Below are 26,019 nucleotides of genomic sequence, written 5' to 3' on the forward strand. Positions count from 1 at the left end.
TGGGAAAGGAAATGGCCGGCAAAAGTTTAATGAAAACGGTTCGTCAGGTGACGAACGGCGCGAATGGACCAGACGGGGTCGCTAGTCCTCGCCACCACTGATTTTCCAATGCTTGGCATCCGCCGGGAAAACCACTTGCTCGACCCGGTGCGCAATGCCGAAGGCCAAAGAGTTTTCGGCCGGGATGACCCGTTCTTCGGCGCAAAGGCATTTGAAAATGTCCAGCTGAGTGGCGGCGCCGGCGGTTTCCTTGACGTAGATTTCCACGTACCTCGCCACGTCGTTGTCCAGGCTGGACAGGTATTCCCGTAAACGCGAGTGATCCACCGACTTCTGGCCGAAATACCAGTTCATCGGGTGAATCAGAAAGCGTGAGTGAGGCGTGGTGGTGCGGTCGCTGGCGGCCAGGTACATGATGATGCCCATGGACTCGATATTGCCGGCATTCACGGCACGCACCGGCACCGGAAGGGATTTGATGAAGGTGTAGAGGGTAAAGCCGAAGTTGGTACTGCCACCGATCGTCGAGAGGTTAAGCATCAGTGAGTCGGCGCCTTTTTCAATAGCATCCAGGCAGTTGTCCCGGAAGCGCTCGGTCGTTCCCTGATCGATCTGGCAATGAAAATGGACAATGTGTTCGGACATTTCAACCTCCTGTCGACTTCCTGTTGAACTGTCTGCGCAGCGGTAGCGCCGTACAGTTGGGAGTTCGCAGGTGCGCGGATGTTCCTCGTCTGTGGCCGGATGTTGGCGTTCGCGCAGGTGTCGTTCGCCGGGCTCAGCACGCTTGGGCAGTCTGGGCCATGCGTTGCAGAAACATCGCCAGCGCGGCTTCCTCCTCGCTGAGGCCTTTGCGGACCCGGGGGTTGGGCAGCTCCCTCAGCGAACCCAGCAGGAAACCCTCCACCACGGCGGGATGGATGTAGCATTTACGACAGACGGAGGGTGTATTGCCCAGTTGCCGAGCGACTTGCCTGACCATCTCGGCGAGGTGTTTTTTGGCCTCGGTCTCGGTTTCCCAGCACAGCAATCGCAGCCCCGCCAGCGCCGCGGCGCTGCCGGCCCAGGTGCGGTAGTCCTTGGCGGTGAAGTCCGCGCCGGTGAGGCTCTTGAGGTAGGCGTTGATGTCGGACGAGCTGATGGAGTGGCGTTCGCCGTTATCGTCCAGGTACTGGAACAGGTTCTGCCCGGGAATTTCCTGGCAGCGCTTGATGATCCGCGCCAGACGCCGGTCTTTCACGGTGATCTGGTGTTCGACGCCGCTCTTGCCACGGAACTGGAAGGCAATGGCGCTGCCGTTGACCTCGACGTGCTTGCTGCGCAGGGTGGTCAGACCGTAGGAGCGGTTGTCCCGGGCATACTGGGGGTTGCCGACCCGGATCAGGGTGACGTCCAGCAACGTGATAACCGTGGCCATGACCTTGTCGCGGCTGAATCCGGGTGTGGCCAGGATTTGCTCCAGGCGTTTGCGCAAGCGCGGCAAGGCGCGGCCGAACTCCAGCATGCGGGAGTACTTGTCGGCATCGCGCACTTCGCGCCAGCGTGGGTGGTAGCGGTATTGCTTACGCCCGCGGGCGTCCCGACCGGTGGCCTGGAGATGACCGCGCGGGTCGGTGCAGATCCATACGTCAGTGTAGGCCGGCGGCACGGCCAGGGCGTTGAGGCGCTGGAGTTCAGCCGCATCGGTGATCCGCTGGCCCTGGGGGTCGAAATAGCAGAACTTGCCCCGCACCTTCCTGCGAGTAATGCCGGGGGCGGTGTCATCGACATAATGCAGGTCGGCCGGCAACGCATCCGGCGGCAGGGTGTCGGGCATGAAAAAGGTCCTTGGCCACGAATCCGTTGGTCTGTGAAATCATTGACCGCAGGCCGTTGCGGTCGTGCCAAGTTTCTGTTGCTATCCGAAGTACCACCAAATCTCGGGTTCAACGCAGGATCCTGTGGGAGCGAGCCTGCTCGCGATAGCGTCAGATCAGCCCACATCAATGTTGACTGAGCCACCGCTATCGCGAGCAGGCTCGCTCCCACAACGGCAGCCCTACGCCAACACCGCCACCGCCTTGATCTGCGCCCACAGCAACTGTCCCGGATGAAGCTTGAGCTGATCGCGGGAGTAACGGGTGATGCGTGCCAATAGCGGTGTACCGGTAGCCTCCAGCCGTATCAGCACATGGGCGGCGTTGTCGGCGGCCAGTTCGCTGACCACGGTGACGGGCAAACGGTTGAGGATGCTGGTCTGGGCATCGTTTGTCAGGCTGAGGCTGACATCACGGGCCTGGACCTTGAAGCGCAGCGGCTGGCCGATGGCCAGGGGTGTATGGGCGACGCGCACATTCAAGAGGCTGTCGGGCAGTGTCAGGGACAGCAATTGATAGGCCGCGTCATAACCGCTGACCTTGCCTTGGACCACCACGCCCGCGTCATCCCCCAACGCCAGCGGCAGGTCGAGTCGCGCCAGTGTTTCGCCGATCGGCCCGCTGGCCAGTACACGACCGGCGTCCAGCAGTACGATGTGGTCGGCCAGGCGCGCCACTTCGTCCTGCGAGTGGCTGACGTACAGCACCGGGATGTCCAACTCGTCGTGCAGGCGTTGCAGGTAGGGCAGGATTTCGTTCTTGCGCCGAGTATCCAAGGCGGCCAACGGCTCGTCCATCAGCAACAGTCGCGGGCTGGTCAACAGGGCGCGGGCGATGCCGACCCGCTGGCGTTCGCCGCCGGACAGGTTGTGTGGCTGTCGATCCAGCAAGTGACCGATGCCCAGCAGCTCGGTGGCCTGGTCCAGGTCCACCCGTCGTTGCGCCGGCGCGATGCGCTTGAGGCCGAACGCCAGGTTGGCCTGCACGGACAGATGCGTGAACAGGCTCGCCTCCTGGAACACGTACCCCAGCGCCCGTTGATGGGGCGGCACGAACACGCCGCGCTCGCTGTCCTGCCAGACTTCGCCGTTGACCTCGATGAAACCGCGGGGCGGCCGTTCCAGCCCGGCGATGCAGCGCAGGCAGGTGGTCTTGCCGGAACCAGACTGGCCGTACAGCGCGCTCACGCCACGGCCCGGCAGTTGCACATCCAGGTCCAGGGAGAAGTCTCCATGGTCGAGCTGAAAACGCGCTTGAATCATCGATCAGCTCCAACCGGCCCGGGTTCTGCGGCTGGAATACAGCGCCAGCAGCACCAGAAATGAGAACACCAGCATTGCCGCCGCCAGCCAATGAGCCTGGGCGTATTCCAGGGCTTCGACATGGTCGTAAATCTGCACCGACACCACCCGGGTTTTTTCGGGGATATTGCCGCCGATCATCAGCACTACGCCGAATTCGCCGACGGTGTGGGCGAAGCCGAGGATTGCCGCAGTGATAAAACCGGGGCGGGCCAAGGGCAGGATGACGCTGAAAAACGTATCCCAAGGACCGGCCCGCAAAGTGGCCGCCACTTCCAGGGGGCGACTGCCGATGGCGGAGAATGCGTTCTGCAATGGCTGCACCACAAACGGCATGGAATAGATCACCGAGCCGATCACCAGTCCGGTGAAACTGAAGGTGAGGGTGCCCAGCCCGACGGCCTGGGTGAATTGGCCGATCCAGCCGTTGGGGCCCAGGGCGAGCAACAGGTAAAAGCCGATCACCGTGGGCGGCAGCACCAACGGCAGGGCCACCACCGCGCCCACCGGCCCGCGCAGCCAGGACTGGGTACGTGACAGCCACAGGGCGATAGGCGTGCCGATCAGCAGCAGGATCACCGTGGTCAGCGACGCCAGTTTCAGGGTCAGCCAGAGGGCGGCGTAGTCGGCACTGGTCAGTGGCATTTAGCGTTGATAACCGTAGGCTTGGATGATGGCGGTGGCTTTCGGCCCTTTGAGATAATCCATGAACGCCGAGGCGGCGGCGTTGTTTCGACCCTTGTTGAGAATCACCGCGTCCTGTTTGATCGGGGCGTGCAGTTGGGCGGGGACGATCCATGCCGAACCGCTGGCCAGCTTGCCGTCCTTGTACACCTGGGACAAGGCCACGAAGCCGAGTTCTGCGTTGCCGGTAGAAACGAACTGATAGGCCTGGGTGATGTTCTGGCCCTCGACGAGCTTGCCTTTGACCTGCCCGGTCAGCCCCAGCTTATCCAGCACCTGGGTCGCGGCCAGACCGTAGGGCGCGGTTTTCGGGTTGGCAATGGACAGGTGCTGGAAGCCATTGCCCTTGAGTACCTGGCCTTGGCTGTCGACATAACCGTCCTTGGCCGACCACAGCGCCAGCGTGCCGATCGCATAGGTGAAGCGCGAACCCTTGACGGTGTCGCCTTCGCTTTCGAGCCTGGCCGGGGCGGTGTCGTCGGCGGCGAGGAAGACTTCGAACGGTGCCCCGTTCTTGATCTGCGTGTAGAACTGCCCGGTCGCGCCATAGGCCGCCACCAGCGTGTGCCCGGTGTCTTTCGCGAAGCCGGCGGCGATGGCCTGGAGGGGGGCGGTGAAATTGGAGGCTATGGCCACCTGCACCTCATCGGCCTGGACGACGCCACCGCAAAAGAGTGTGGTCAGCAGCAGAGGTGCGAAGCGGGTGAGGTGCATGAGGGCTCCGTAAGGTGGGTTTCGCTATATAGGGAAATATATAGCGAATGGCCGATAAACGGAACGCGGCATTTCGGGAAGTTGGTGTGAGAGGGCTGCCGTCATCGCGAGCAGGCTCGCTCCCACATTGGATTGGTGGTGAACACACATCTTGCTGCCACACCACAACCCATGTGGGAGCGGGCTTGCTCGCGAAAGCGGTGGGTCAGCCAATAGAAATGTTGAATGTACCGCCGTCTTCGCGAGCAAGCCCGCTCCCACAGGTCCAGTGGTGTGCCCAGATGTTGTGTTCGCCACCGATCCAATGTGGGAGCGAGCCTGCTCGCGATGGCGACCGTCAGGACCGCCCACGGCCGTTCAGTTGGACCAGTGCCTCTTCGGCCAAGCGCCGGGTCAGCTCGGCGGTCGACAATTCCCGGCCCATGGCAAATGCCTGCCCGGCCCAGAGATTGCTGAAGTCTGCTTCATCCTTGGCGCGCAACGGCATCAACGCACCGCCCGCCAGGGGGAATGCCGGCGCCATCGGACTCATTGGCCCGATCTCGCGCATCACCCGGTTGACGATGCCCCGGGCCGGGCGACCGGTGAACAGGTTGGTGACTGCGGTTTGACTTTCCTTGGCCGTGCGCAGCGCCCGGTGATGGGACGGGCTGATCTTGGCCTCGGGCGTGAACAGATAGGCGCTGCCCAGTTGTACCGCCGATGCGCCCAGGGCAAACGCCGCGACGATTCCCCGCGCATCGCCAATACCGCCCGCAGCGATCACCGGCACGCTCACCGCATCCACCACCTGTGGCAGCAAGGCAAACAGGCCGACCTGGGTGTTGAGGTCGTCACTGAGGAACATCCCGCGATGGCCGCCAGCTTCATAGCCCATGGCGATGATTGCGTCGCAACCGTGCTGTTCCAGCCAGAGGGCTTCCTCGACGGTGGTGGCTGACGACAGGACTTTGGCACCGGTGGCTTTCACCCGGTCCAGCAGGGACTTTTCCGGCAGGCCGAAGTGAAAGCTGACCACTTCAGGCCGCATCTGCTCCAGCACCCGGCACGCTGCATCATCGAACGGCGTGCGGTTGGACACTGGTGTCGGCGCGTCGAAGTCGGCGCCCAGCTCTTCGTAGTAGGGCTTGAGGTGTTGCTTCCAGGCCGCGATGCGCTGTTCGTCGAACACGGGTGACTGGTGACAGAAAAAATTCACGTTGAACGGCTTGTCGGTCTGTTCGCTGATCGTCGTCAGCGCCTGACGCAATTGCTCGACATCCAGCATCGCCGCCGGCATCGAACCCAGCCCGCCGGCATTGCAGGCGGCGATCACCATGGCCGGTCCCGTCACTCCGGCCATCGGCCCTTGGATAATGGGCAGCTCGATACCAAGCAGGTCAAGAATGCGAGTGTCTGGCCACTGGCTCATGTACGGGGTCTCCGACGGCAGAAGGAAAGAGGGTTTTTAGCAGGTGTGGCCCAGCCAGGGCCAGTCGAGTTTTTCAATCGGATGCGCCAACTTGATCCCAAGAGCGGGTTACCATGCGGGCTTCATTTCTCAAGGAGCCTGACCCATGGACGTCAAACTCAAGGCAGTCGAACCCTTCACCGTGGCCGGCCTGCAGGTACACACGCGCAACGCTGACGAACAGCAGCCCGACACGGCACGGATCGGCCCGATGTGGCAGCAGTTCTTCACTGAAGGGCTGTTCGACAAGATTCCCGCCAGACAGTCGGAGTCGTTTGTCTACGGGGTCTATTCCAGCTACGAATCCGACGCCACCGGGTACTTTGATGTGACGGCCGGGGTACAGGTGGATGCGACCAGCGCAGGCTACGCCGCCGTGGACATCGAAGGCGGGGATTACCTGGTGTTTTCCGCCAAGGGGCCGATGCCCGATTGCGTGATCCAGACTTGGGGCCTGATCTGGGCATATTTCGCGGATAACCCGCAGACGCTGCGCCGCTTCACCACCGATTTCGAGGTCTACAGCAGCCCCGACTCGGTGGCGATCTACATCGGCGTTCAGTCCGCGGACGAGCGCTCCAGCGCCAGCAACTGACGCTTGCGCTCCACGCCCCAGCGATAGCCCGACAGGTTGCCGTCGCTGCGCACCACCCGGTGGCAGGGGATCGCCACCGCCAGGTTGTTGGCGCCACAGGCCTGGGCTACGGCGCGCACGGCTTTAGGCATGCCGATGCGCTGGGCGATCTCGGCGTAGCTGGCGGTGCTGCCCGGCGGAATATCCCGCAGGGCTTGCCAGACCCGTTCCTGGAACGCCGTGCCTTGCAGGTCCAGCGGCAGGTCCAGGCCCAGGGCCGGTGCTTCGATAAAACCCACCACTTGGGCGATCAACTGCTCGAAGTCGCGGTCGGCTCCGATCAGGTTGGCGCGACGGAATTTGTCTTGCAGGTCCCGCACCAGTGCGTCCGGATCATCCCCCAGCAGGATCGCGCACACCCCGCGTTCGCTTTGCGCCACCAGAATCGCCCCCAGGGAGCATTGGCCGACGGCGAAGCGGATATCGGTGTTCTGCCCGGCGGCGCGGTAATCGGCGGGTTTCATGCCCAGCACTTTGTCGGCGGCTTCATAGAAGCGACTGTTGGAATTGAAGCCGGCGTCGTACAGCGCTGCGGTGATCGATCCGCCATCGCTCAGGCGTTCGCGCACCTTGCGCGAGCGGTGGGCGGCGGCATAACCCTTGGGTGTCAGACCAGTGACGGCCTTGAACACCCGGTGGAAATGGAAGGGACTCAAGCCTGCGCTTTGCGCCAGCTCATTGAGCCCAGGCAGTTCTTCGGCGGCCTCGATCTGCCGGCAGGCGGCCGCGACCCGGGCCGCTTGTTGGGCGGCGATCTGGGTCTGGTCCCTGGCCACGCGCTTGCTGGGACGATACCCCGCCGCCTGGGCCTGTTCCGGCGTGTCGAAAAATTCCACGTTACGCGGATTGGGCAGGCGCGACAGGCTGCTGGGGTGGCAATAGATGCCGGTAGTTTTCACGCCATAGACGAATTGCCCATCGGCGCGCGGATCCCGGGCGAGCACGGCGGCCCAGCGAGGATCCTGTTCAGCGGTGAGGGTGTTCGAAGTGCTGTTCATGGTCGTTATGTCCATTGGCCCGTTTTGCCTAAGGTAGCGAGCCTGTGAGAGGGCAACACTCCGGGTCTTGCGGTTGAATTCTGCGCCTTCATCCGGCGGTGCGAAATGTCAGGTTGATCCGCTGGGCGCCCAGCTTTGGATGTTGGCCTTGCTTGAGCGGCAGCACGCCGTGATAACGCATCCGGTCCACGCCGCCCCAGACCACGATGTCGCCATGGAACAACGGGACGCGCAGGCTCTTGTCGCTGCGCTCGAAGCCGCCGAATTGAAACACTGCCGGCAAGCCCAGGGACATCGAGACGATAGGGGCGGTGAGTTGGCGTTCGTTCTTGTCTTGATGCAAAGACATCCGTGCGCCGGGCACGTAGCGGTTGATCAGGCAGGAATCCGGCTCGAAGTGCTCGAACTGCGCCTGTCGGGCAGCGGCCTGGGCCAGTTCGCGAAACACTGTCGGCATGTCGGGCCAGGGCAGGCCGGTCTGCGGATCATGGGCCGTGTAACGGTAGCCACTGCGATCGGTGGTCCAGCCCAGCGCCCCGCAGCTGCTCAGGGCCACCGACATGGTAAAACCGCCAGGCGTGACCATCTGCCGGAACGGCGCGGCCAGTAATACCGCTTCCAGGGCCGGCAGCAAACGTTCGAGCCAGGGCAGGGCAAAACCGCGTAACACAAACGATTGCTCACCGATCTGTTCGGTCAGGCCGGGTGTCGTCGGCGTCTCGTCGGCGAACAGGTCCAGCGTGATAGGGGTGTCATCATTGCGCATCATGAAAAATGATTCCAAGTGTATGCCGGCTGCCGCTGTGCACGCGGCTGACGCCATGGCGCATGTTCACTCGATAATAACCGCGAACGCCTTTGACCGGCCGCTGATGCACCGCGAACACCAGCGCATCGCCCTGTTTCAGATCGATGACCTGCGCACGTGACTGCATGCGCGGGCGCTGCTCGGTCAGCACGAACTCACCACCGCTGAAGTCCCGCCCCGGTTCCGACAACAGAATCGCCACTTGCAGCGGGAACACCTGCTCGCCGTACAGATCCTGATGCAGGCAGTTGTAATCCTGGGGGCCGTATTGCAGCAACAACGGCGTAGGACGCCGTTGCCCGGCGGCGTGACAGCGCTGAATAAAGTCGGCGTGCTGGTCGGGGTAGCGCACTTCAAGGCCCATGCATTCATTCCAGCGGTTCGCCAACGGCACCAGCGCCGGGTACAACGACTGTCGCAATTGCTCGACGACTTCGGGCAGCGGATAGCGAAAATACTGATATTCGCCACGCCCGAACCCATGGCGGGCCATGATCACCTTCGAGCGGAAAAGATCGCCCTCGGCGTATAGGCCGCTGAGCATTTTGCATTGCCTGGCCGTGACCAGGTTGCGGATGATTGCGCTGCCATCCTGGTCGAGGTTTTGTTCCAGGGTAGGCCAATCAAGGCCGTCTATGTGTTGTGTCAGCGAGGGGGCTTGCAGGATAGCGGACATGCGCACAAACCTTGGTGGGAAAGGTTGGCCAGTCTGGGGAGTATCCTGGTTGTTGACACTCCGGAGCTTGCGATCAATGTCTGCCGAAGGGGCTGGCCCCTGTGGCGAGGGAGCTTGCTCCCGCTGGACTGCGCAGCAGGCCCCTGGGGCGGTCGCTGCGCAACCGAGCGGGAGCAAGCTCCCTCGCCACCGAGATCCAACGAAATTTTTACAGTGCTTTACTGACTTTGACGTCGCTGATCACATCATCGGTCTGGCCATGCATCGCCTGCAGCGCCGCCATGGCTTCGTCCATTGTACCGGTTTGCAGTTGCGCGAATTCGAAGCGGCGTTCGCCGTTGAGCTTGTACTTGATGACGTATTTGGTTGTCTGGGCCACGGTTTTGCCTGTCTTGAAGGGCGATGCTCAGCTCAGTTTCGAGCTGGAACGCCGGATGATTTTGATTTTGTGGGTCAGGGTCGGCTTGCGCGTGACGCTGATGGCACGGCGGTTGACGGTGTCGATGGTGATGTTCCAGAAACCGGTGCTCGGTGCGGTGATCCTGGCCGGGAACGTGTCGAACGCGCCGCCGTGATAAGTGTGCCGGCCGCCGTTCTTGAAGCTGCGGAAGTTGGCGTCGTTCATCAAGCGGATGTTGCACATTTGCGAGCATTCGATGACGACGATATCGTCTTCGTTGAGGTGCTCGCGCTGGTGAATGAATTTCATGGGCGCCTCCAAAAGGGCTTTTTCTACCAAATCAAAACGATAGCAAGGTCAATGCTGCGCAGTTTATCAGCACCGGGTGCTAATATCCGGCCTGCGCGCCACGCTTTGTTCATTTATCGCAGGACGCGCAAAAAAACACGCAGGACCCTGGAGAAAAGCAGCGTTTACATTGTCGGAGGATCTTTATCGGAGGAATCATATGAAGCGCAGCGTGTGGGTGTTGGCATTGGCCATGAGTGGATGTGCATCGGTATCGGACATCAACCAGACACCGCCCACCATGAATGTCATCTCCGGAAAGAAGCCTCAGGAATATGCCAAGTGCGTCGCTGACAAGCTGGCCAGCACCCGGGGGCCGCTGCAAATGGAACCGAACAAGAATGGCGTGCGCTTGATCGTCCCCGGCAAATTGTCGACGCTGCCGGCGGCGGTGTTCGACATTGATGAGCGCTCCAGTGGCAGCAGTATCAAGCTGCACGAAAGTCTGTCCAACGTGCCCGTACGTCCAGGTGATGTGCAGGACGCGGCCAACGCCTGCATTTCCGGTTGAGCCAGGGCTCGGCCTGACGGGCAGGCCGGGCATCGGATAAACTGCTGCCCTCGACAAAAAATGCCGCCACGGTCGACGTTGGCGGCATTGTCATTTATGGAGCCAGTCGATGAAGCGCGAGCAGGTGCGTGAGCGCCATGCAGAAGGTCTTATCTGCGCCACCCATGTGATTCAGAACCCAGCGAACCCGGGGGAGTGGATCGTCTTTTTCAAGAAAAGCGCAGGACGCAGCTTTTTTCTGGTGGATGATCAGGACGAAGTTGAGTCCTTCAGCCGTCTCGACGACCTGATCGAGATCATCCGCGGCCTGGGGATCAAGTTCGCCGAGATTCACATCTGAGTGTCAGGCCACCGGGTTATTTACACACCACTAGGACGCTGCGGCTGGTGAAGTTGCCGACATCGACCCCCAGGGTCTTGTCGCTTTCCTTGGCTTGCGGCGTGCCATCGGTACCGACGATGCGGTAGCCGGTGCCGGCACAGGAGGCGTCAGCCTTTTCATAACAGGTGGCCCAGGAGTTCGCTTCGCCCGAGCAGTCGATGGTCAGGCCTTGTTCGCCGGTGTTCAGGTAGGTTTTTTCGGCCGTGGCACAGCCTGCCAGGGCCAGGACTGCAAACAGCGCCAGAAATTTTTTCATGGAATCGTCATCGAGAAGGAAGGGGCTGGCGCGAGGTTATAGCGAATGGCCATTTCGGTACAGATAAACAAAGCCTCGTTCCATGCCAGACGACATTTACTTGAGGCTTGTCTCGTTACTTTTTACGACGGGGGCTGCGCGCTGGAGCTGTTTCACGCTCTTTGGCTGCCGGGGCAGCGCGCTCGTCCTGAAACACAGCGGCCACTTCCACCGCCATCGCTTTGCTGGGCAAGGGGCCGGCGACCTGTTCACCGTGGTAGTTGATGATCCACCACTGACCGTCTTTGTCCTGGCTGACCGAATAACCGTTTGCGTTTTTTGTTGCCGACATCTAGCTGCCTCATTGGCGGGATCAAGAGCGCCATGATACGTCAAATGCTCGCAAACAGCGCCCATGAGCGTACAGTGAGACCGCCTGGCCGTCGCAATGAAAGATGATTGAACTATCCGCCATTTTTTATTTCTCTATGATGGCATCGATTGGCCAGCCTGGGCATTGTAAGGTGCCTGCGGCCTGATTAGACTGCGCCGAAACTCGTACATACCGCCTTTTCAAGGACTTATATGATCAAGAAATGCTTGTTCCCAGCAGCCGGTTACGGTACTCGCTTCCTGCCAGCGACTAAAGCCATGCCTAAAGAAATGCTGCCGGTGGTGAACAAGCCACTGATCCAGTACGGCGTCGAAGAAGCCCTTGCTGCGGGCCTGACGGAAATCTCCATCGTCACTGGCCGCGGCAAGCGCGCCCTGGAAGATCATTTCGACATCAGCTACGAGTTGGAAAACCAGATCAAGGGCACCGACAAAGAGAAATACCTGGTCGGCATCCGCAAACTGCTGGACGAATGTTCGTTCTCCTACACCCGCCAGACCGAAATGAAAGGCCTGGGCCACGCGATCCTGACCGGCCGCCCACTGATCGGTGACGAACCCTTCGCCGTGGTCCTGGCGGACGACTTGTGCGTCAACCTCGAAGGCGACGGCGTGTTGACCCAGATGGTCAAACTGTACAAGCAGTTCCGCTGCTCCATCGTGGCGATCCAGGAAGTCGATCCGCAGGAAACCAACAAGTACGGCGTAATCGCCGGCGAAATGATCCGTGACGACATCTACCGCGTTCACAGCATGGTTGAAAAACCAAAGCCTGAAGATGCACCGTCGAACCTGGCGATCATCGGTCGTTACATCCTGACCCCGGACATCTTCGACCTGATCGAACAGACCGAGCCAGGCAAGGGCGGTGAAATCCAGATCACCGACGCCCTGATGAAGCAGGCCCAGAACGGTTGCGTCATGGCCTACAAATTCAAAGGCAAGCGTTTCGACTGCGGTGGCGCCGAAGGCTACATCGACGCGACCAACTTCTGCTTCGAGAATTTCTACAAGACCGGCAAGGCTTACTGATCGCCTGCGCCGCCCCTTGAAAAACGCCCCGACTGGTTCGGGGCGTTTTTTTGTCTGGAAATCAAACCCGCATGGCTGTGTAGGAGCTGTCGAGCGAAGCGAGGCTGCGATCTTTTCACCGCCCATTGAGTCGAGAGCGAAAGAGCAAGATCAAAAGATCGCAGGCTTCGCCAGCTCCTACACAGCCGAGCGGGAGCAAGCTCCCTCGCCACAGAGATGAAAACAGCAGGTATGCTGATGGCCTGCCGAAGGAGATAGAAAATGGCCTACGATTTTGACTTGTATGTGATTGGCGCCGGTTCCGGTGGTGTGCGGGCTGCGCGGTTCGCGGCCGGTTTCGGGGCCAAGGTGGCCGTGGCGGAGAGCCGCTACCTGGGCGGTACCTGCGTGAACGTGGGGTGTGTGCCGAAGAAACTGCTGGTCTACGGTGCGCATTATGCCGAGGACCTCGAGCAAGCGTCGGCCTATGGCTGGACGACGGGAGAGGCGAGTTTCGACTGGGCTACGCTGATCGCCAACAAGGATCGGGAAATCAATCGCCTCAACGGGATTTACCGCAACCTGCTGGTCAACAGCGGCGTGGTGTTGCATGAGGGCCACGCCAGGCTCACCGGGCCCCATGAGGTCGAGATCAACGGCCAGCGTTACACCGCCGAACACATCATGATCGCCACCGGTGGCTGGCCGGTGATACCGGATATCCCGGGCCGGGAACACGCCATCAGCTCCAACGAGGCGTTCTTTCTCAAGGAACTGCCCAAGCGCGTCATCGTCGTCGGCGGTGGCTACATTGCCGTGGAGTTCGCCGGGATTTTCCATGGCATGGGCGCGCAGACGTCGTTGCTGTACCGCGGTGAGTTGTTCCTGCGCGGCTTTGACGGTGCGGTACGCAAGCATCTGGCCGAAGAACTGAGCCGTCGTGGCCTGGATCTGCAATTCAACGCGGATATCAAGCGCATCGAAAAACTGGACGATGGCAGCCTGGAGGTAGAGCTCAAGGATGGTTGCATACTGGCCACCGATTGCGTGTTCTACGCCACCGGTCGGCGGCCGATGCTCGACAATCTCGGCCTTGAACACACCGGCGTCACGCTGGACGAGAAGGGCTTTATCAAGGTCAACGAAAAGTACGAGACCGCCGAGCCATCGATCCTGGCCATTGGCGATGTCATCGGTCGCGTACAACTCACTCCCGTTGCCCTGGCTGAAGGCATGGCGGTGGCGCGGCGCCTGTTCAAGCCCGAGCAGTATCGCCTGGTGGATTACCGGATGATCCCCACGGCGGTGTTCAGCCTGCCGAATATCGGCACGGTGGGCCTGACCGAAGAGCAGGCCAGGGAGGAGGGGCATGACGTTCAGGTTTTCGAAAGCCGCTTCCGCCCGATGAAACTGACCCTCACCGACTGCCAGGAGCGCACGTTGATGAAGCTGGTGGTGGATGCCCGCACGGACAAAGTGCTGGGCTGCCACATGGTCGGGCCGGATGCCGGGGAAATCGTCCAGGGGCTTGCCATCGCGCTCAAGGCGGGCGCCACCAAGCGTGATTTCGACGAGACCATCGGCGTACACCCGACTGCCGCCGAGGAATTCGTCACGATGCGAACCCCAACCGCCTGACACTGCAGGAGCTATGCAGAAGCTATGTAGGAGCTATGTAGGAGCCCGTGAGAACTGTGTGTAGGAGCTGACGAGTGCAACGAGGCTGCGATCTTTCCCCAGCCCATTGAGTCCCAAGCGAACCCCAACAGCTCCAACGCAAGATCAAGATCAAAATCAAAATCAAAAGATCGCAGGCTTCGCCAGCTCCTACAGATTTTTTCTATCTATATGGATTCCTGATAGCCAAAACCAATCATTCACATGAGGTTTGCCAATGAGCCTGCCGGGGGATGAGTGGTTAAGATTCACGCCATCAACTTTTCAACCCCTGACGGAGAGTCATAGATGCCTATCATCAACAGCCAAGTTAAACCGTTCAACGCTACCGCTTTCAAAAACGGCGAGTTCGTCCAGGTTTCGGATGCCGACCTGAAAGGCAAGTGGTCCGTGGTGTTCTTCTACCCGGCCGACTTCACCTTCGTTTGCCCAACCGAGCTGGAAGACCTGGCCGACAACTACGCTGAATTCAAGAAGCTGGGTGTCGAAATCTACAGCGTCTCCACCGACACTCACTTTGCTCACGCTGCCTGGCACAACACCTCGCCAGCCATTGGCAAGATCCAGTACACCATGATCGGTGACCCGACCCACGTCATCTCCCGCAACTTCGACGTGCTGATCGAAGAAGTTGGCCTGGCTGACCGCGGTACTTTCGTGATCAACCCTGAAGGTCAGATCAAGATCGTTGAAATCAACGACGGTGGTGTAGGCCGTGACGCTTCCGAGCTGCTGCGCAAGGTCAAGGCTGCTCAGTACGTTGCCGCTCACCCGGGCGAAGTCTGCCCAGCCAAGTGGAAAGAAGGCGAGGCCACTCTGGCGCCGTCCCTGGACCTGGTCGGCAAGATCTAAGTCTGTGAGTCATCCGAGGGCGATCCGCTCTTAATCAAGCAAGCCGCTTCGCCCCAAAAAACGCCCGGGCGAGATTCGCTCGGGCGTTGTTTTTTCTGAAATTCAAAAAATGGAAATCGCCCGTATGTTGGACGCCAATCTTAAAGCTCAGTTGAAGTCATACCTGGAACGGGTCACCCAGCCGATCGAGATCGTCGCCTCCCTCGACGACGGTGCGAAATCCCAGGAAATGCTCGCGTTACTCAAAGACGTTGCCAGTCTTTGCAACCAGATTACTTTGCTCGACAACGGCACCGATGCGCGCAAGCCTTCGTTTTCGTTGAATCGCCCGGGCGCCGATATCAGCCTGCGTTTTGCCGGTATCCCCATGGGCCACGAATTCACTTCGCTGGTGTTGGCCTTGCTGCAAGTCGGCGGTCATCCTTCCAAGGCCAGTGTCGAAGTCATCGAACAGATTCGCTCCCTTGAAGGGGAGTTCAACTTCGAGACCTATTTCTCGCTGTCCTGCCAGAACTGCCCGGACGTGGTCCAGGCACTGAACCTGATGGCGGTGCTGAACCCGAACATCCGCCACGTCGCCATCGACGGCGCGCTGTTCCAGGCCGAGGTTGATGAACGCCAGATCATGGCCGTGCCGAGCATCTACTTGAACGGCGTGAACTTCGGCCAGGGCCGTATGGGCCTGGAAGAGATTCTTGCCAAGATCGACACCAGCGGTATCGAGCGCCAGGCTGAAAAGATCAGCGCCAAGGATGCGTTCGATGTGCTGGTGGTGGGCGGTGGCCCAGCCGGCGCTTCGGCGGCCATCTACGCGGCCCGTAAGGGCATCCGCACCGGTGTCGCGGCTGAGCGCTTCGGCGGCCAGGTGCTCGACACCATGGCCATCGAGAACTTCATCTCGGTGCAGGAAACCGAAGGGCCGAAACTGGCCGTCGCCCTGGAAGAGCACGTCAAACAGTACGACGTGGACATCATGAACCTGCAACGCGCCGATGCATTGGTGCCAGGCAAGGATAGTGCGCTGCACGAAATCAAATTCGCCAGCGGTGCGAGCCTCAAGGCCAAGACCGTGATCCTGGCGACCGGTGCCCGCTGGCGCGAAATGAACGTGCCGGGCGAGCAGCAATACCGCAATAAGGGCGTGGCGTACTGCCCGCACTGTGACGGTCCGCTGTTCAAAGGCAAGCGTGTTGCGGTGATTGGCGGTGGTAACTCCGGCGTTGAGGCGGCCATTGACCTGGCCGGTATCGTCGCCCATGTGACCTTGCTGGAGTTCGATGTGCAATTGCGTGCTGACGCGGTGTTGCAGCGCAAGCTGCACAGCCTGCCGAACGTGACCGTGATCACCAATGCCCAGACCACCGAAGTGACGGGCGATGGCCAGAAGGTCAACGGCTTGCGCTACAAAGACCGCCCAAGCGCTGAAGTACGGGACGTGGCGCTGGAAGGGATCTTTGTGCAGATCGGCCTGTTGCCCAACACCGATTGGCTCAAAGGCACCGTAGAGCTGTCGCCACGGGGCGAGATCATTGTCGATGCCCGCGGTGAAACCTCGATCCCGGGTGTGTTCGCCGCCGGTGACGTGACGACTGTTCCGTACAAGCAGATCGTGATCGCCGTGGGTGAGGGGGCCAAGGCTTCGTTGAGCGCCTTTGACCACCTGATCCGCACCTCCGCGCCGGCATAAATAGACAGTCGACAGCGGGAAACACAAAAACCCCATGAGCCAGTGCTCATGGGGTTTTGTTTTTTGGATCACGCATTACCTTGTGGGAGCGAGCTTGCTCGCGATTGCGACCTGTCTGGTACATCTATGTTGAATGTGCTGCCGCTATCGCGAGCCGGCTCGCTTCCACAGGATTTTTGTTGGCCACAACCCTACGATGGGGCTTACAGCGGCGCAGGCTGGATGATTTCGACCCAGTAGCCATCCGGGTCCTTGATGAACGCCAGGCTTTTCATGCGACCGTCGCTCAGGCGTTTCTGAAAGTCGCAACCCAGCGCTTCGAAGCGCTCGCAAGCGGCCACGATGTCCGGGACCGAGATGCAGATGTGGCCGAACCCGCGCGGGTCAGTGTTGCCGTTGTGGTAGGCGAACGCAGGGTCGCTTTCGGTGCCGTGGTTGTGGGTCAGTTCCAGGATGCCGGGGATGGATTTCATCCATTCGGTGCGCTGTGCAGCGTCGGCCGGAATCTGGCTCTTGTCCACCAGGGCGAGGAAGTACAGGCTGAATTCAGCTTCCGGGAAGTCGCGCTTTTCCACCAGGGAAAAACCCAACACTCGGGTGTAGAAGTCCAGGGACTGGGTGATGTCCTTGACCCGCAGCATGGTGTGGTTGAAGACGAATTTGGCTGTGGCGGTATCGGGTTGGGCGGTGACGCCAGGGAAAGTGTTGAGTTCGTGCAGGCTCATGGGCCCTCCGGAAAATAAGTGGGGCAAACGGCATCGCAACCTGGCTGCGACGGTCCTGGCTTGCGCTAAACGGCTTCCTTGCAGGTGCACCCATGATACGCAAGGGGCGCGGCATCGCCAAACGCCTCTGGCTATTGCTTGCCGGGGCGGCGGGCTTCAGACTTTACGAATCGTCCTTGAGTGCAATGCAATGATTCGACCGTTTCTTTCGCTGTTTGTCCTGTGGCTGGTCGCGATGGCAAGTGTCGCTGTCCAGGCGGCCGAACCGCAGGTCGCCTGGCCCCCAGGCTGGGTCATCGAACCCTTGCCCTCAGATGCGGGCACCTCGTCGGCAGCGCCTGGAACGACCCGGCAACGGGCGACAAAGAGTGATTCAGCGGGCACGGCGGTGATGGTCATGGAACTGACCACGACGCCCATCGAGCCAGGTCATCAAGTCAACTTGCAAGGCGTGTTACTGGAAATGCGCAAGTCAATTCAAAAGGACTTTTATCAGAGCGGTTATCAAAGTGTCTGTAATAAAATTCATGCTTCGATGTTGGGCGACGTTGCCGCACTGGAGACCACTTGCACGATCACGCAAAACGGCCGGCACGTGTTATCTCAGACACTCGTCGCTGCACTAAAGGAGGGCAGGGCTAATGTGCTGTCCTATGCGGGACAGGCTCAGGAGTTTGTAGAAAACCAGGATGAAATACAGTCGGTACGAAATAGCCTGAAACTATAAAGCCGGCGGTATTAGAACCACTTAATCCAGAAATCCTCCCCATAAAAAACCCTGAGCAGACTCAGGGTTTTTTTATTCGGCCAGCTTTCTCAGCTGCGCAACCAGGCGTCAACGGTTTTTGCACCGTACTGTTCTTTCCAGGCTTTCAGGCCCCGATGGTTGCCGCCTTTGGTTTCGATCAGTTCACCTGTGTGCGGGTTCTGGTACACCTTGACCACTCGCGCACGGCGGGTTTTGACAGGTTTGGTCGATGGCAGGCCCCCCTTGGTCGGGTTCGGGTCGAGAATCGCGATGACGTCGCGCAGGCTCTTGCCGTAGGTTTTCATCAGTCCCTGGAGCTTCTCTTCGAATTCGATTTCTTTCTTGAGCCCGGCATCATTCTTCAGCTTTTCCAGCTGCTTGAGCCGCTCTTGAAGGTCCTGTTCTGCTTTACGAAATTCAGCGAGTCTGGACAATATCGTTACTCCAATCAGAATATTTGGCTGATACCAACCGCAAACAAAGCTATAAGCCAAGTGCCTTGAAGCGACTCAGTGATAATGACGCTCCTGCTATTAGCCACAGGTAAAAAAATTGTAGTAGTGAAACCCACGGGTGTAAATCGTAACTTTTTCGTTATGTAACAAGGGATGCGAATTTTATCAGTCCGACTGTGGTTGCCCGTAGAGGGGCGCAGCATCAGGGGTTTCAATGGCAGACACCGCCGTAATGAAATCCGCGCCACTCATCGGGCGACCAAATAGATACCCCTGTAAAAAGTTCACCCCGTGAGCGGCCAGATAGTTGCTTTGTTCAACGGTTTCGACCCCCTCGGCAACGATTCCCAAGTCCAGCTTGCCCGACAGTTCGATGATGCTGTCAAGGATGTGCCGCGACAGGGCATCGACGCCGATCATGGCAACAAAGCTCTGGTCGATTTTCAGGAAGTCCACGTTGAACTGGCGCAAGTAGTCCAGGCTGGAATGACCGGTGCCGAAGTCGTCGATTGCGATCTTGACCCCCAGTTCACGCAGGTGATGGAACAGCTGGTGAGTGGTGGGTGTCGGTTCGATCAGCTCGCGCTCGGTCAGTTCCAGCACCAAGGTAATGACCCCCGGTGGGAAGGCCTCCAGGAACTCGCGGCAATCTTGCACCAGTTCCAGATTCTGACAATGGCGCGCGGTGATGTTGATGCCGACGTGAAAGGGACTTTGCAGTTGCGGGACCAAGGGCGCCAGCAAATGCATGGTTTGCTGCATCAATGCCCGGGTCATCGGCACGATCAAGCCGCTGTGTTCAGCAAAGGGAATGAACAGGTCCGGCCGCACCAGGCCTTCCTTGGGATGGTTCCAGCGCATCAGCACTTCGACCCCGGCCCAGCGCTTGCTGTCGCCCTGCACGACTGGTTGCAGATACGGCACGAACTCCCCAGCCTCAAGCGCGCGTTGCAGCTCATGGCTGGGGGACGTGGCGCGTTTTTGCAGCCAGTGGCCGAGCGTTCCGGCGATGACACCGAAGAAGATCAGCAGGCTGAACAGCGGCGGATACTCACGGGCCATGTAGCGCCAGATTTCACCCTCATCGAAGCCGGCTGCAACATTGAAGGCATAGCGCGATGAGGTCAGGTTGCTGCGGGCGACCGGCAGTGCGGGCAGGGGCGCTGGTCGGACCTTACCGTCCGCGGTCAGCCAGTTTGGCCCGACTTGCAGCAACAACCGGGTTTCGCCGCCGATCAGACGCAAGACATTGGCCAGGTGATAACCGTCCAGCGTTGCCAATGCCCCTTGTTGTCCTTCATTGAGCCGGTAAATCAGCAGCGCGGTGTCGGGGGTGATCGGGTTGCCGTTCATGAGCCACAACGTGCCCTGATGGTAGGCATTCGGATCAACCGTCTCTTCGAAGGCGCCAAACAGCGAACTGCAATAGAGGGTGTTGTTCCACACCAGGTTGGTCGAACGGACGAATGGCCGACGTGTCACCTGTTCGCGCAAGGCCAGTTTCACCGCTTCGCAGGGCTGGCCGGCCAGAGGCAGCAGTTCGCGGGCCGCCAACGCGGTGTTGTCGAGCATCAGTTCGATCTGCCCGACCAGCTCTTCGCTGGTCTGCTGGCTCTGTTGTTCCAGTGTCCGTTCAGCTTGCAGGTACAGAATGCCCAGCCCTGACAGTATCGGCAGCACGCCGCAGAGCAGCGTGATCAGGTTGCGACGGGGCCGCTTGCGCAAACGAGTGGCGGTCAATGGCATCTGCATAACCTGTGAGGGCTGGAGGAACAGCTTCGATAGTGTATCCGGTTGCGGGTGATCAGACTGACTGCCTCGCCAGCTCGATAAACGCCAGCGTAGCGGGCGAGGCCTGGCGGCTGTCCAATACCGCCAGGCCTATCTGCCGCGGGACCTGCGGTGACAATGGCCGCGTGACGAAACGCGGGTTGTCGCCGCCCGGCAGTGAACCTTCGGACACCAGGGTCACGGCCTCGCCGCGGCTGACGACATCCAGGGTGCTGAGCAGCTGCGAGCAACGATAGCGCACGTTCGGTGTGAGCCGGGCTGCGTTGAACAGGCGCGAAACCAGTTCAGAAGAGCCGGCCTCGGTGAGCACGAACGGGTCGTTGCACAGGTCCTTGAGGCTCAGGCTGGCTTGGGCGGCGAGGGGGTGAGCGCTGGGCAGCACGGCGACCATCTGGTCTTGCATCAGCGCGAACGTGTCGAAACGGTCTTCGGGCAGCACCACGAAGCCGACGTCGATCCGCCGTTCATCCAGCCACTGGATCACTTGCCGGTCCGGTCCTTCGTCGATGTGCACTTCGATCCCCGGATGCAAAGCCCGGTAACGTTGCAGGATGGCGGGCAATAACTTCATCGACGAAGTCGGGCCGAACGAGCCGATGCGCAGGGTGCCACGGCGCATACCCCGCGCATCCGCGGCTTCCTGGCGCAGGGTGTTGGCCAGCCCGAGCATGGCCCGGGCGCGCAGCAGCAACTGCCGGCCAATGTCGCTGGGCTCGATGAGGCTCTGATGACGTCTGAACAACTCCACGCCCAACTCCTGCTCCAGGGATTTGATGGCGTGGGACACCGCCGACTGGCTGATACCCAACCGCGTCGCCGCGGCGGTAAAACCGCGCAGCTCGGCGACTTGGGAGAAGATTTCGAGTTGGGTGAGGGTCATGAGGGAATGCTCATTTTACGATGATCAGGCATGAGCTTGATGATGAGGCATCTGCTTCGAATCACAAAGTAATACAGAACCTGTGGCGAGGGGATTTATCCCCGCTGGGCTGCGTAGCGGCCCCAAACCTGACGACTCCGGGTGTCAGGGAGTTCGAGGGGCCGCTTCGCGCCCCAGCGGGGATAAATCCCCTCGCCACAGGTTTTGTGAGCTACTTCACATACAGGTTTCGGTGAACCATGAAAACCCTCGAACAAACCGTCCCAACCCCGTCGGACCTGCCGGTCTACTTGAAGCTCGCCATGGTCACCATGATCTGGGGCGGCACCTTCGTCGCTGGCAGGATCCTTTCCGATGCCCTGGCACCGCTGCTCGCCGCCAGCCTGCGGTTTCTGCTGGCCAGTCTCGCGCTGTTGCTGTTTCTCGGCCTGGCCGGGATTCCGCTGGCCAGGCCGAGCCTGAAACAAGGGCTGCAATTGGCGGCGCTGGGGTTCTTCGGGATCTTTTTCTACAACCTGTGTTTCTTCTACGGCTTGCAGTACATCAATGCGTCGCGGGCCTCGTTGATCGTGGCCTTGAATCCGGCGGTGATCGGGCTGGCGTCCTGGTGGCTGTTCAAGGAGCGGCTGAGCCGGGCGAAAGTCGCAGGCATCGTGCTGTGTATCGGCGGGGCGGGGTTGGTGATCGTCAGTCGCGATCCCTCTTTGCTGCAGCGTGCAGGGCAGGGTTGGCTGGGCGATCTGCTGATTTTTGGTTGTGTGCTGGGCTGGGGCATCTATTCATTGTTTTCCAAAAGCCTGAATGAAAGCCTCGGGCCGTTGCAAACCGTGACCTGGTCGATTCTGCTGGGCACCTTGATGTTGTGGCTAGCTTGCGCGGCCGCAGGCGAAGTTCGCGTTGAAGCATTGCGCGGGTTGGACGTCGGGCAATGGTTGAGCCTGCTGTACCTCGGTGTGCTGGGATCGGCATTGGCCTATATCGCCTGGTATGACGGCATCCGTCGGATTGGCGCGACCCGTTCTGGCGTGTTCATCGCGCTCAACCCGTTGACCGCAGTGTTGTTCGGGGCGTTGCTGTTGGACGAGCGGCTCACCGTCTTGATGGGGGTAGGAGCGGGGCTGATCCTGACCGGGATTTTCCTGTGCAACAAAGCCCTTGCGCGCTCGCCGCAAAAGACGATTTGATACCGAAGGCGGACAAATATGGTTACGCTGTGTAGAATCGATTTACGCATACAAGAATAAACGTCTTCTGGCAGCAGAAGCCTCGCCCGCAAGAGCCTTGGGTCGACAATGAAGATATTCGGGTTTCAACTGATCTACGGCGATTTTCTCGCCCGCACCGTTCGCGGCATTTCCTGCGCGCCACCGCGTGCCCTCAGCATGGCCGGCAACTAACGCTCCGTTAATTGATAAGCATGATGAGGCGCCAACATGGCAGATCTATACGAAAACCCGATGGGCCTGATGGGCTTTGAATTCATCGAATTCGCATCCCCGACCCCCAACACCCTGGAGCCGATCTTCAAGATCATGGGCTTCACCAAAGTGGCCAGCCATCGTTCCAAGGACGTGCATCTGTATCGTCAGGGCGCGATCAACCTGATCCTCAACAACGAACCCCACAGCGTGGCCTCATACTTCGCCGCCGAACACGGCCCGTCGGTGTGCGGCATGGCTTTCCGCGTCAAGGATTCGCAACAGGCCTACAAACGTGCCTTGGAACTCGGCGCCCAGCCGATTCACATCGAAACCGGCCCGATGGAGCTGAACCTCCCGGCAATCAAAGGCATCGGCGGCGCGCCGCTGTACCTGATCGACCGTTTTGGCGAAGGCAGCTCCATTTATGACATCGACTTCGTGTTTATCGAGGGTGTTGACCGCAATCCGGTGGGCGCAGGCCTGAAAATCATCGACCACCTGACCCACAACGTGTATCGCGGGCGCATGGCCTATTGGGCCGGTTTCTACGAGAAGCTGTTCAATTTCCGTGAGATTCGTTACTTCGACATCAAGGGCGAATACACCGGCCTGACCTCCAAGGCCATGACCGCTCCGGACGGCATGATCCGCATCCCGCTGAACGAGGAATCGTCCAAGGGCGCCGGGCAGATCGAAGAGTTTCTGATGCAGTTCAACGGTGAAGGCATCCAGCACGTGGCCTTCCTGACCGACGACCTGATCAAGACCTGGGACCAGCTCAAAAGCATCGGCATGCGCTTCATGACCGCGCCGCCGGACACCTACTACGAAATGCTCGAAGGTCGCCTGCCGAACCACGGCGAGCCGGTGGATGAACTGCAAGCGCGGGGCATTTTGCTGGACGGCGCTTCGGAACAGGGCGACAAGCGTCTGCTGTTGCAGATTTTCTCGGAAACCCTGATGGGGCCGGTGTTCTTCGAATTCATCCAGCGCAAGGGCGACGATGGCTTCGGCGAAGGCAACTTCAAGGCGTTGTTCGAGTCCATCGAGCGTGACCAGGTGCGGCGTGGTGTGCTGGCTACTGAGTAATACCTGAGCGCAAAAAAAGCCCGCCTGGCAGTGATGCCCGGCGGGCTTTTTATTGCCGATGCAAAACCCCTTGTGGGAGCGGGCTTGCTCGCGAAAGCGCAGTATCAGTCAATATCAGTGGCGCCTGACACGACGCCTTCGCGAGCAAGCCCGCTCCCACAAGGGGGGGCTGGATAAGCCTTAAGCCCGGCGGCGCTGGCGCATCAGGTGCTTGAACCCTTCGAATACCAGCACCGCCACGGCCATCCAGATGGGAATGTAGGTCAGCCATTCACTGGCCTGGATGCTTTCTCCCAGCAGCAGCGCAACGCCCAGCAGCAATACCGGCTCGACATAGCTCAGCAGTCCGAACAGGCTGAATGGCAGCAACCGGCTGGCAACGATGTAGGCCACCAGTGCCGAAGCACTGATCACCCCGAGCAACGGGATCAGCAGCGACAGCCACGGGTACTGGTCGAAAACAGCGAAACCTTGTTCACCGCTTTGCACGAACCAGAGCGCTAGCGGCAGCATCAGGGTCATGTCTAGCCACAACCCGCCCAGGTTGTCGGTCCCCAGGCGTTTGCGCAGAATGAAGTAGATCGGATAACCCACCACTACCAGCAAGGTCGCCCAGGAAAAACCACCCACCTGGTACAGCTCGTTGACCACGCCGAGGGTGGCGAAGAACACGGCGATTTTCTGCAGGTAGGACAGACGCTCGCCATAGACGAGGCGCCCGGTCAGAACCATCGACAGCGGCAACAAAAAATACCCCAGCGACACGTCCAGGCTGTAGCCGTTGAGGGGCGCCCACATGAACAGCCACAACTGCGCCCCCATCAACGCCGAAGACGCCATGGCACCGATCAACAGCCGCGGCGCGGCGAGCAGGCGCCGGCCGAGCGCCGTCACCAGGTTCCACTCCTTGGCCACCAGCATGAACACCGTCATGCAGGGCATCGTCAGCAGCATGCGCCAACCGAAGATCTCCACGCCGGTCAGTGGCGAGAGCAGGGAGGTGTAGTAATACATGACGGCGAACAGCACAGAGGCCGAGACCGATAGAGCGATGCCTTTGGACACGGTGATTCTCTTGAGGGCTATCAATCAACACCCGAACCTGTGGCGAGGGGATTTATCCCCGTTGGGGGCGAAGCTCCCCTCTTTTGTGACCTGGCATATTGCAGTGTCAGGTCCAGGGGGCTGCTACGCAGCCCAGCGGGGATAAATCCCCTCGCCACAAGGATGTTTGGCTGGAGAAAACGTGATTATGACGTGCGCGCCACACGCCCCGGTACGAAATGCCCCACGTCATTGAACCCGGGTGTCGAGGCATGCCCCGGTGTCACCAGCGAATCGATGAAGGCTTCATCTTCGGCGGTGATCGTCACCGACTGCGCCTTGGTGTAGCCATCCCATTGCTCTTCGGTGCGCGGCCCGACGATGGCCGAGGTGACAGCGCGGTTGTTCAGCACCCAGGCAATGGCGAACTCGACCATGCCCACGCCGCGTTCCTGGGTGTATTGCTGGATCTGTTGGGCGATGCGCAGGGATTCGACTCGCCATTCGGTTTCCAGGATGCGTTTGTCCTGGCGACCGGCGCGACTGTTGGCGTCCGGTGCCACGTCCGGTGCGTACTTGCCACTGAGCACCCCGCGGGCGAGGGGGCTGAAAGGCACCACGCCGAGGCCGTAGTTCTGCGCGGCGGTGATCTGCTCGGTTTCGGCCTGGCGATTGACGATGTTGTACAGTGGTTGGCTGATCACCGGCCGGTCGATGCCCAGGCGGTCGGCGATCCGGATCACCTCGGCGATGCGCCAGCCACGGTAGTTCGACAGGCCCCAGTAGCGGATCTTGCCTTGGCGAATCAAATCACCGATGGCCGACACCGTGACCTCGAGCGGGGTATTGTGGTCTTCGCGGTGCAGGTAATAGATGTCCAGGTAATCGGTGCCCAGGCGCGTCAGGCTCGCCTCGATGCCATTGAAAATGTGCTTGCGGTTCAGGCCGCTGCGGTTGGGCACGCCATCCGGCGGGCCGAAGCCGACCTTGGTGGCCAGCACCCATTCATGACGGTGACGGGCAATCGCCTCGCCGACGATCTCTTCGGAACGACCGTTGGTGTAGACGTCCGCAGTGTCGATGAAATTGATACCCTGGTCCCAGGCCTTGTCGATGATCCGCAGCGAATCCTCGGTGCTGGTCTGTTCGCCGAACATCATCGTGCCCAGGGTCAATGTCGAAACGTGCAACCCAGAATGGCCTAGCGTGCGGTAGCTCATGACAAGGTCCTTTTATCGATGGGAAAGGT

29 protein-coding genes are annotated in these 26,019 nt (G+C 60.1%); 10 read left to right on the top strand and 19 right to left on the bottom strand.

What is annotated here, in order from left to right:
- Positions 1–81 precede the first annotated feature (81 nt).
- From BM132_RS11155 to BM132_RS11180, 6 genes are all read right to left on the bottom strand, one after another.
- A complete protein-coding gene (locus tag BM132_RS11155) occupies positions 82–645 on the bottom strand; it encodes an ATP-dependent Clp protease proteolytic subunit (protein WP_092399009.1) in 564 nt (187 codons plus the stop codon).
- A gap of 133 nt (positions 646–778) precedes the next feature.
- The gene (locus tag BM132_RS11160) at positions 779–1,816 is read right to left on the bottom strand and encodes a DNA topoisomerase IB (RefSeq protein ID WP_092455276.1); all 1,038 of its coding nucleotides are present in this window, start codon (positions 1,814–1,816) and stop codon (positions 779–781) included.
- A 222-nt stretch (positions 1,817–2,038) separates the two neighbouring features.
- A complete protein-coding gene (modC, locus tag BM132_RS11165; RefSeq protein ID WP_092455277.1) occupies positions 2,039–3,118 on the bottom strand; it encodes a molybdenum ABC transporter ATP-binding protein in 1,080 nt (359 codons plus the stop codon).
- A gap of 3 nt (positions 3,119–3,121) precedes the next feature.
- On the bottom strand, positions 3,122–3,802 hold the full coding sequence (gene modB, locus BM132_RS11170) for a molybdate ABC transporter permease subunit (RefSeq protein WP_092399003.1): 681 nt from the start codon (positions 3,800–3,802) through the stop codon (positions 3,122–3,124).
- Positions 3,803–4,555: a molybdate ABC transporter substrate-binding protein gene (modA, locus tag BM132_RS11175; RefSeq protein WP_092455279.1), complete on the bottom strand. Its 753-nt coding sequence runs from the start codon at positions 4,553–4,555 to the stop codon at positions 3,803–3,805.
- A 337-nt stretch (positions 4,556–4,892) separates the two neighbouring features.
- Positions 4,893–5,966, bottom strand: a complete 1,074-nt coding sequence (locus tag BM132_RS11180) for an NAD(P)H-dependent flavin oxidoreductase (RefSeq protein WP_092455281.1) — start codon at positions 5,964–5,966, stop codon at positions 4,893–4,895.
- Positions 5,967–6,111: 145 nt separating this feature from the next.
- Between BM132_RS11180 and BM132_RS11185 the strand changes: the two genes are divergently transcribed.
- A complete protein-coding gene (locus BM132_RS11185; RefSeq protein ID WP_092455283.1) occupies positions 6,112–6,600 on the top strand; it encodes a GyrI-like domain-containing protein in 489 nt (162 codons plus the stop codon).
- Here BM132_RS11185 and ada read toward each other — a convergent pair.
- The 5 genes from ada to BM132_RS11210 form a co-directional block, all read right to left on the bottom strand.
- Positions 6,564–7,637: a bifunctional DNA-binding transcriptional regulator/O6-methylguanine-DNA methyltransferase Ada gene (gene ada / locus BM132_RS11190; RefSeq protein ID WP_092455285.1), complete on the bottom strand. Its 1,074-nt coding sequence runs from the start codon at positions 7,635–7,637 to the stop codon at positions 6,564–6,566. The genes BM132_RS11185 and ada overlap by 37 nt on opposite strands.
- 88 nt (positions 7,638–7,725) lie before the next feature.
- On the bottom strand, positions 7,726–8,406 hold the full coding sequence (gene alkB, locus BM132_RS11195) for a DNA oxidative demethylase AlkB (protein WP_371264118.1): 681 nt from the start codon (positions 8,404–8,406) through the stop codon (positions 7,726–7,728).
- The gene (locus BM132_RS11200) at positions 8,393–9,121 is read right to left on the bottom strand and encodes a 2OG-Fe(II) oxygenase (RefSeq protein ID WP_177218173.1); all 729 of its coding nucleotides are present in this window, start codon (positions 9,119–9,121) and stop codon (positions 8,393–8,395) included. Before BM132_RS11200 ends, alkB begins: the two co-directional genes overlap by 14 nt.
- Positions 9,122–9,329: 208 nt before the next feature.
- Complete coding sequence (locus BM132_RS28465; protein WP_092399344.1) at positions 9,330–9,500, bottom strand: hypothetical protein; 171 nt, start codon at positions 9,498–9,500, stop codon at positions 9,330–9,332.
- Positions 9,501–9,527: 27 nt separating this feature from the next.
- Positions 9,528–9,830 carry a DUF1883 domain-containing protein gene (locus BM132_RS11210; protein ID WP_003182962.1) on the bottom strand — a complete coding sequence of 101 codons (303 nt, stop codon included), beginning with the start codon at positions 9,828–9,830 and terminating at the stop codon, positions 9,528–9,530.
- 199 nt (positions 9,831–10,029) lie between these two features.
- Between BM132_RS11210 and BM132_RS11215 the strand changes: the two genes are divergently transcribed.
- Positions 10,030–10,380 (top strand): hypothetical protein, encoded by a 351-nt coding sequence (locus BM132_RS11215; RefSeq protein ID WP_092398991.1) that lies wholly within the window; start codon positions 10,030–10,032, stop codon positions 10,378–10,380.
- Positions 10,381–10,489: 109 nt separating this feature from the next.
- Positions 10,490–10,720, top strand: a complete 231-nt coding sequence (locus BM132_RS11220) for a hypothetical protein (protein ID WP_092398989.1) — start codon at positions 10,490–10,492, stop codon at positions 10,718–10,720.
- 16 nt (positions 10,721–10,736) lie between these two features.
- Here the strand turns inward: BM132_RS11220 and BM132_RS11225 are convergent, their stop codons facing one another.
- The gene (locus tag BM132_RS11225; protein ID WP_047227640.1) at positions 10,737–11,018 is read right to left on the bottom strand and encodes a hypothetical protein; all 282 of its coding nucleotides are present in this window, start codon (positions 11,016–11,018) and stop codon (positions 10,737–10,739) included.
- 115 nt (positions 11,019–11,133) lie between these two features.
- Positions 11,134–11,349, bottom strand: a complete 216-nt coding sequence (locus BM132_RS11230) for a hypothetical protein (RefSeq protein ID WP_092398987.1) — start codon at positions 11,347–11,349, stop codon at positions 11,134–11,136.
- Between the two features lie 233 nt (positions 11,350–11,582).
- On the opposite strand from BM132_RS11230, the gene galU reads away from it, so the two are divergent.
- From galU to ahpF, 4 genes are all read left to right on the top strand, one after another.
- Positions 11,583–12,422 carry a UTP--glucose-1-phosphate uridylyltransferase GalU gene (galU, locus tag BM132_RS11235; protein WP_047227638.1) on the top strand — a complete coding sequence of 280 codons (840 nt, stop codon included), beginning with the start codon at positions 11,583–11,585 and terminating at the stop codon, positions 12,420–12,422.
- A 261-nt stretch (positions 12,423–12,683) separates the two neighbouring features.
- Positions 12,684–14,039: a glutathione-disulfide reductase gene (gene gorA, locus BM132_RS11240; protein ID WP_092398985.1), complete on the top strand. Its 1,356-nt coding sequence runs from the start codon at positions 12,684–12,686 to the stop codon at positions 14,037–14,039.
- Between the two features lie 327 nt (positions 14,040–14,366).
- Positions 14,367–14,930 carry an alkyl hydroperoxide reductase subunit C gene (gene ahpC, locus BM132_RS11245; protein WP_047227636.1) on the top strand — a complete coding sequence of 188 codons (564 nt, stop codon included), beginning with the start codon at positions 14,367–14,369 and terminating at the stop codon, positions 14,928–14,930.
- Positions 14,931–15,054: 124 nt separating this feature from the next.
- Positions 15,055–16,617, top strand: a complete 1,563-nt coding sequence (gene ahpF / locus BM132_RS11250; RefSeq protein WP_092455286.1) for an alkyl hydroperoxide reductase subunit F — start codon at positions 15,055–15,057, stop codon at positions 16,615–16,617.
- A gap of 203 nt (positions 16,618–16,820) precedes the next feature.
- On the opposite strand, the gene gloA is transcribed toward ahpF, so the two are convergent.
- Positions 16,821–17,342, bottom strand: coding sequence for a lactoylglutathione lyase (gene gloA / locus BM132_RS11255; RefSeq protein WP_092398981.1), 522 nt, complete (start codon positions 17,340–17,342; stop codon positions 16,821–16,823).
- A gap of 190 nt (positions 17,343–17,532) precedes the next feature.
- On the opposite strand from gloA, the gene BM132_RS11260 reads away from it, so the two are divergent.
- On the top strand, positions 17,533–18,069 hold the full coding sequence (locus BM132_RS11260; protein WP_092455288.1) for a DUF4946 domain-containing protein: 537 nt from the start codon (positions 17,533–17,535) through the stop codon (positions 18,067–18,069).
- Positions 18,070–18,158: 89 nt separating this feature from the next.
- Here BM132_RS11260 and BM132_RS11265 read toward each other — a convergent pair whose 3' ends face one another.
- The 3 genes from BM132_RS11265 to BM132_RS11275 all read right to left on the bottom strand — a co-directional run bounded on the left by BM132_RS11265 (position 18,159) and on the right by BM132_RS11275 (position 21,216).
- Positions 18,159–18,524 carry a histone-like nucleoid-structuring protein, MvaT/MvaU family gene (locus BM132_RS11265; RefSeq protein ID WP_092455289.1) on the bottom strand — a complete coding sequence of 122 codons (366 nt, stop codon included), beginning with the start codon at positions 18,522–18,524 and terminating at the stop codon, positions 18,159–18,161.
- Positions 18,525–18,710: 186 nt separating this feature from the next.
- On the bottom strand, positions 18,711–20,291 hold the full coding sequence (locus BM132_RS11270) for an EAL domain-containing protein (RefSeq protein WP_092455291.1): 1,581 nt from the start codon (positions 20,289–20,291) through the stop codon (positions 18,711–18,713).
- A 58-nt stretch (positions 20,292–20,349) separates the two neighbouring features.
- Positions 20,350–21,216 (bottom strand): LysR family transcriptional regulator, encoded by an 867-nt coding sequence (locus BM132_RS11275; protein ID WP_092455293.1) that lies wholly within the window; start codon positions 21,214–21,216, stop codon positions 20,350–20,352.
- Between the two features lie 239 nt (positions 21,217–21,455).
- Here BM132_RS11275 and BM132_RS11280 point away from each other — a divergent pair, with 239 nt between their 5' ends.
- On the top strand, positions 21,456–22,400 hold the full coding sequence (locus BM132_RS11280) for a DMT family transporter (protein WP_092455295.1): 945 nt from the start codon (positions 21,456–21,458) through the stop codon (positions 22,398–22,400).
- 249 nt (positions 22,401–22,649) lie between these two features.
- Complete coding sequence (gene hppD / locus BM132_RS11285; RefSeq protein WP_092455297.1) at positions 22,650–23,726, top strand: 4-hydroxyphenylpyruvate dioxygenase; 1,077 nt, start codon at positions 22,650–22,652, stop codon at positions 23,724–23,726.
- A gap of 180 nt (positions 23,727–23,906) precedes the next feature.
- Here the strand turns inward: hppD and rarD are convergent, their stop codons facing one another.
- Both rarD and BM132_RS11295 read right to left on the bottom strand, forming a co-directional pair.
- Positions 23,907–24,791, bottom strand: coding sequence for an EamA family transporter RarD (gene rarD / locus BM132_RS11290; RefSeq protein WP_092455299.1), 885 nt, complete (start codon positions 24,789–24,791; stop codon positions 23,907–23,909).
- A 185-nt stretch (positions 24,792–24,976) separates the two neighbouring features.
- Positions 24,977–25,990 (bottom strand): aldo/keto reductase, encoded by a 1,014-nt coding sequence (locus tag BM132_RS11295; RefSeq protein ID WP_092398966.1) that lies wholly within the window; start codon positions 25,988–25,990, stop codon positions 24,977–24,979.
- Between the last annotated feature and the right edge of the window lie 29 nt (positions 25,991–26,019).

This window comes from Pseudomonas sp. NFACC45 (assembly GCF_900113505.1).
Taxonomy (GTDB): Bacteria; Pseudomonadota; Gammaproteobacteria; order Pseudomonadales; family Pseudomonadaceae; genus Aquipseudomonas; species Aquipseudomonas tehranensis.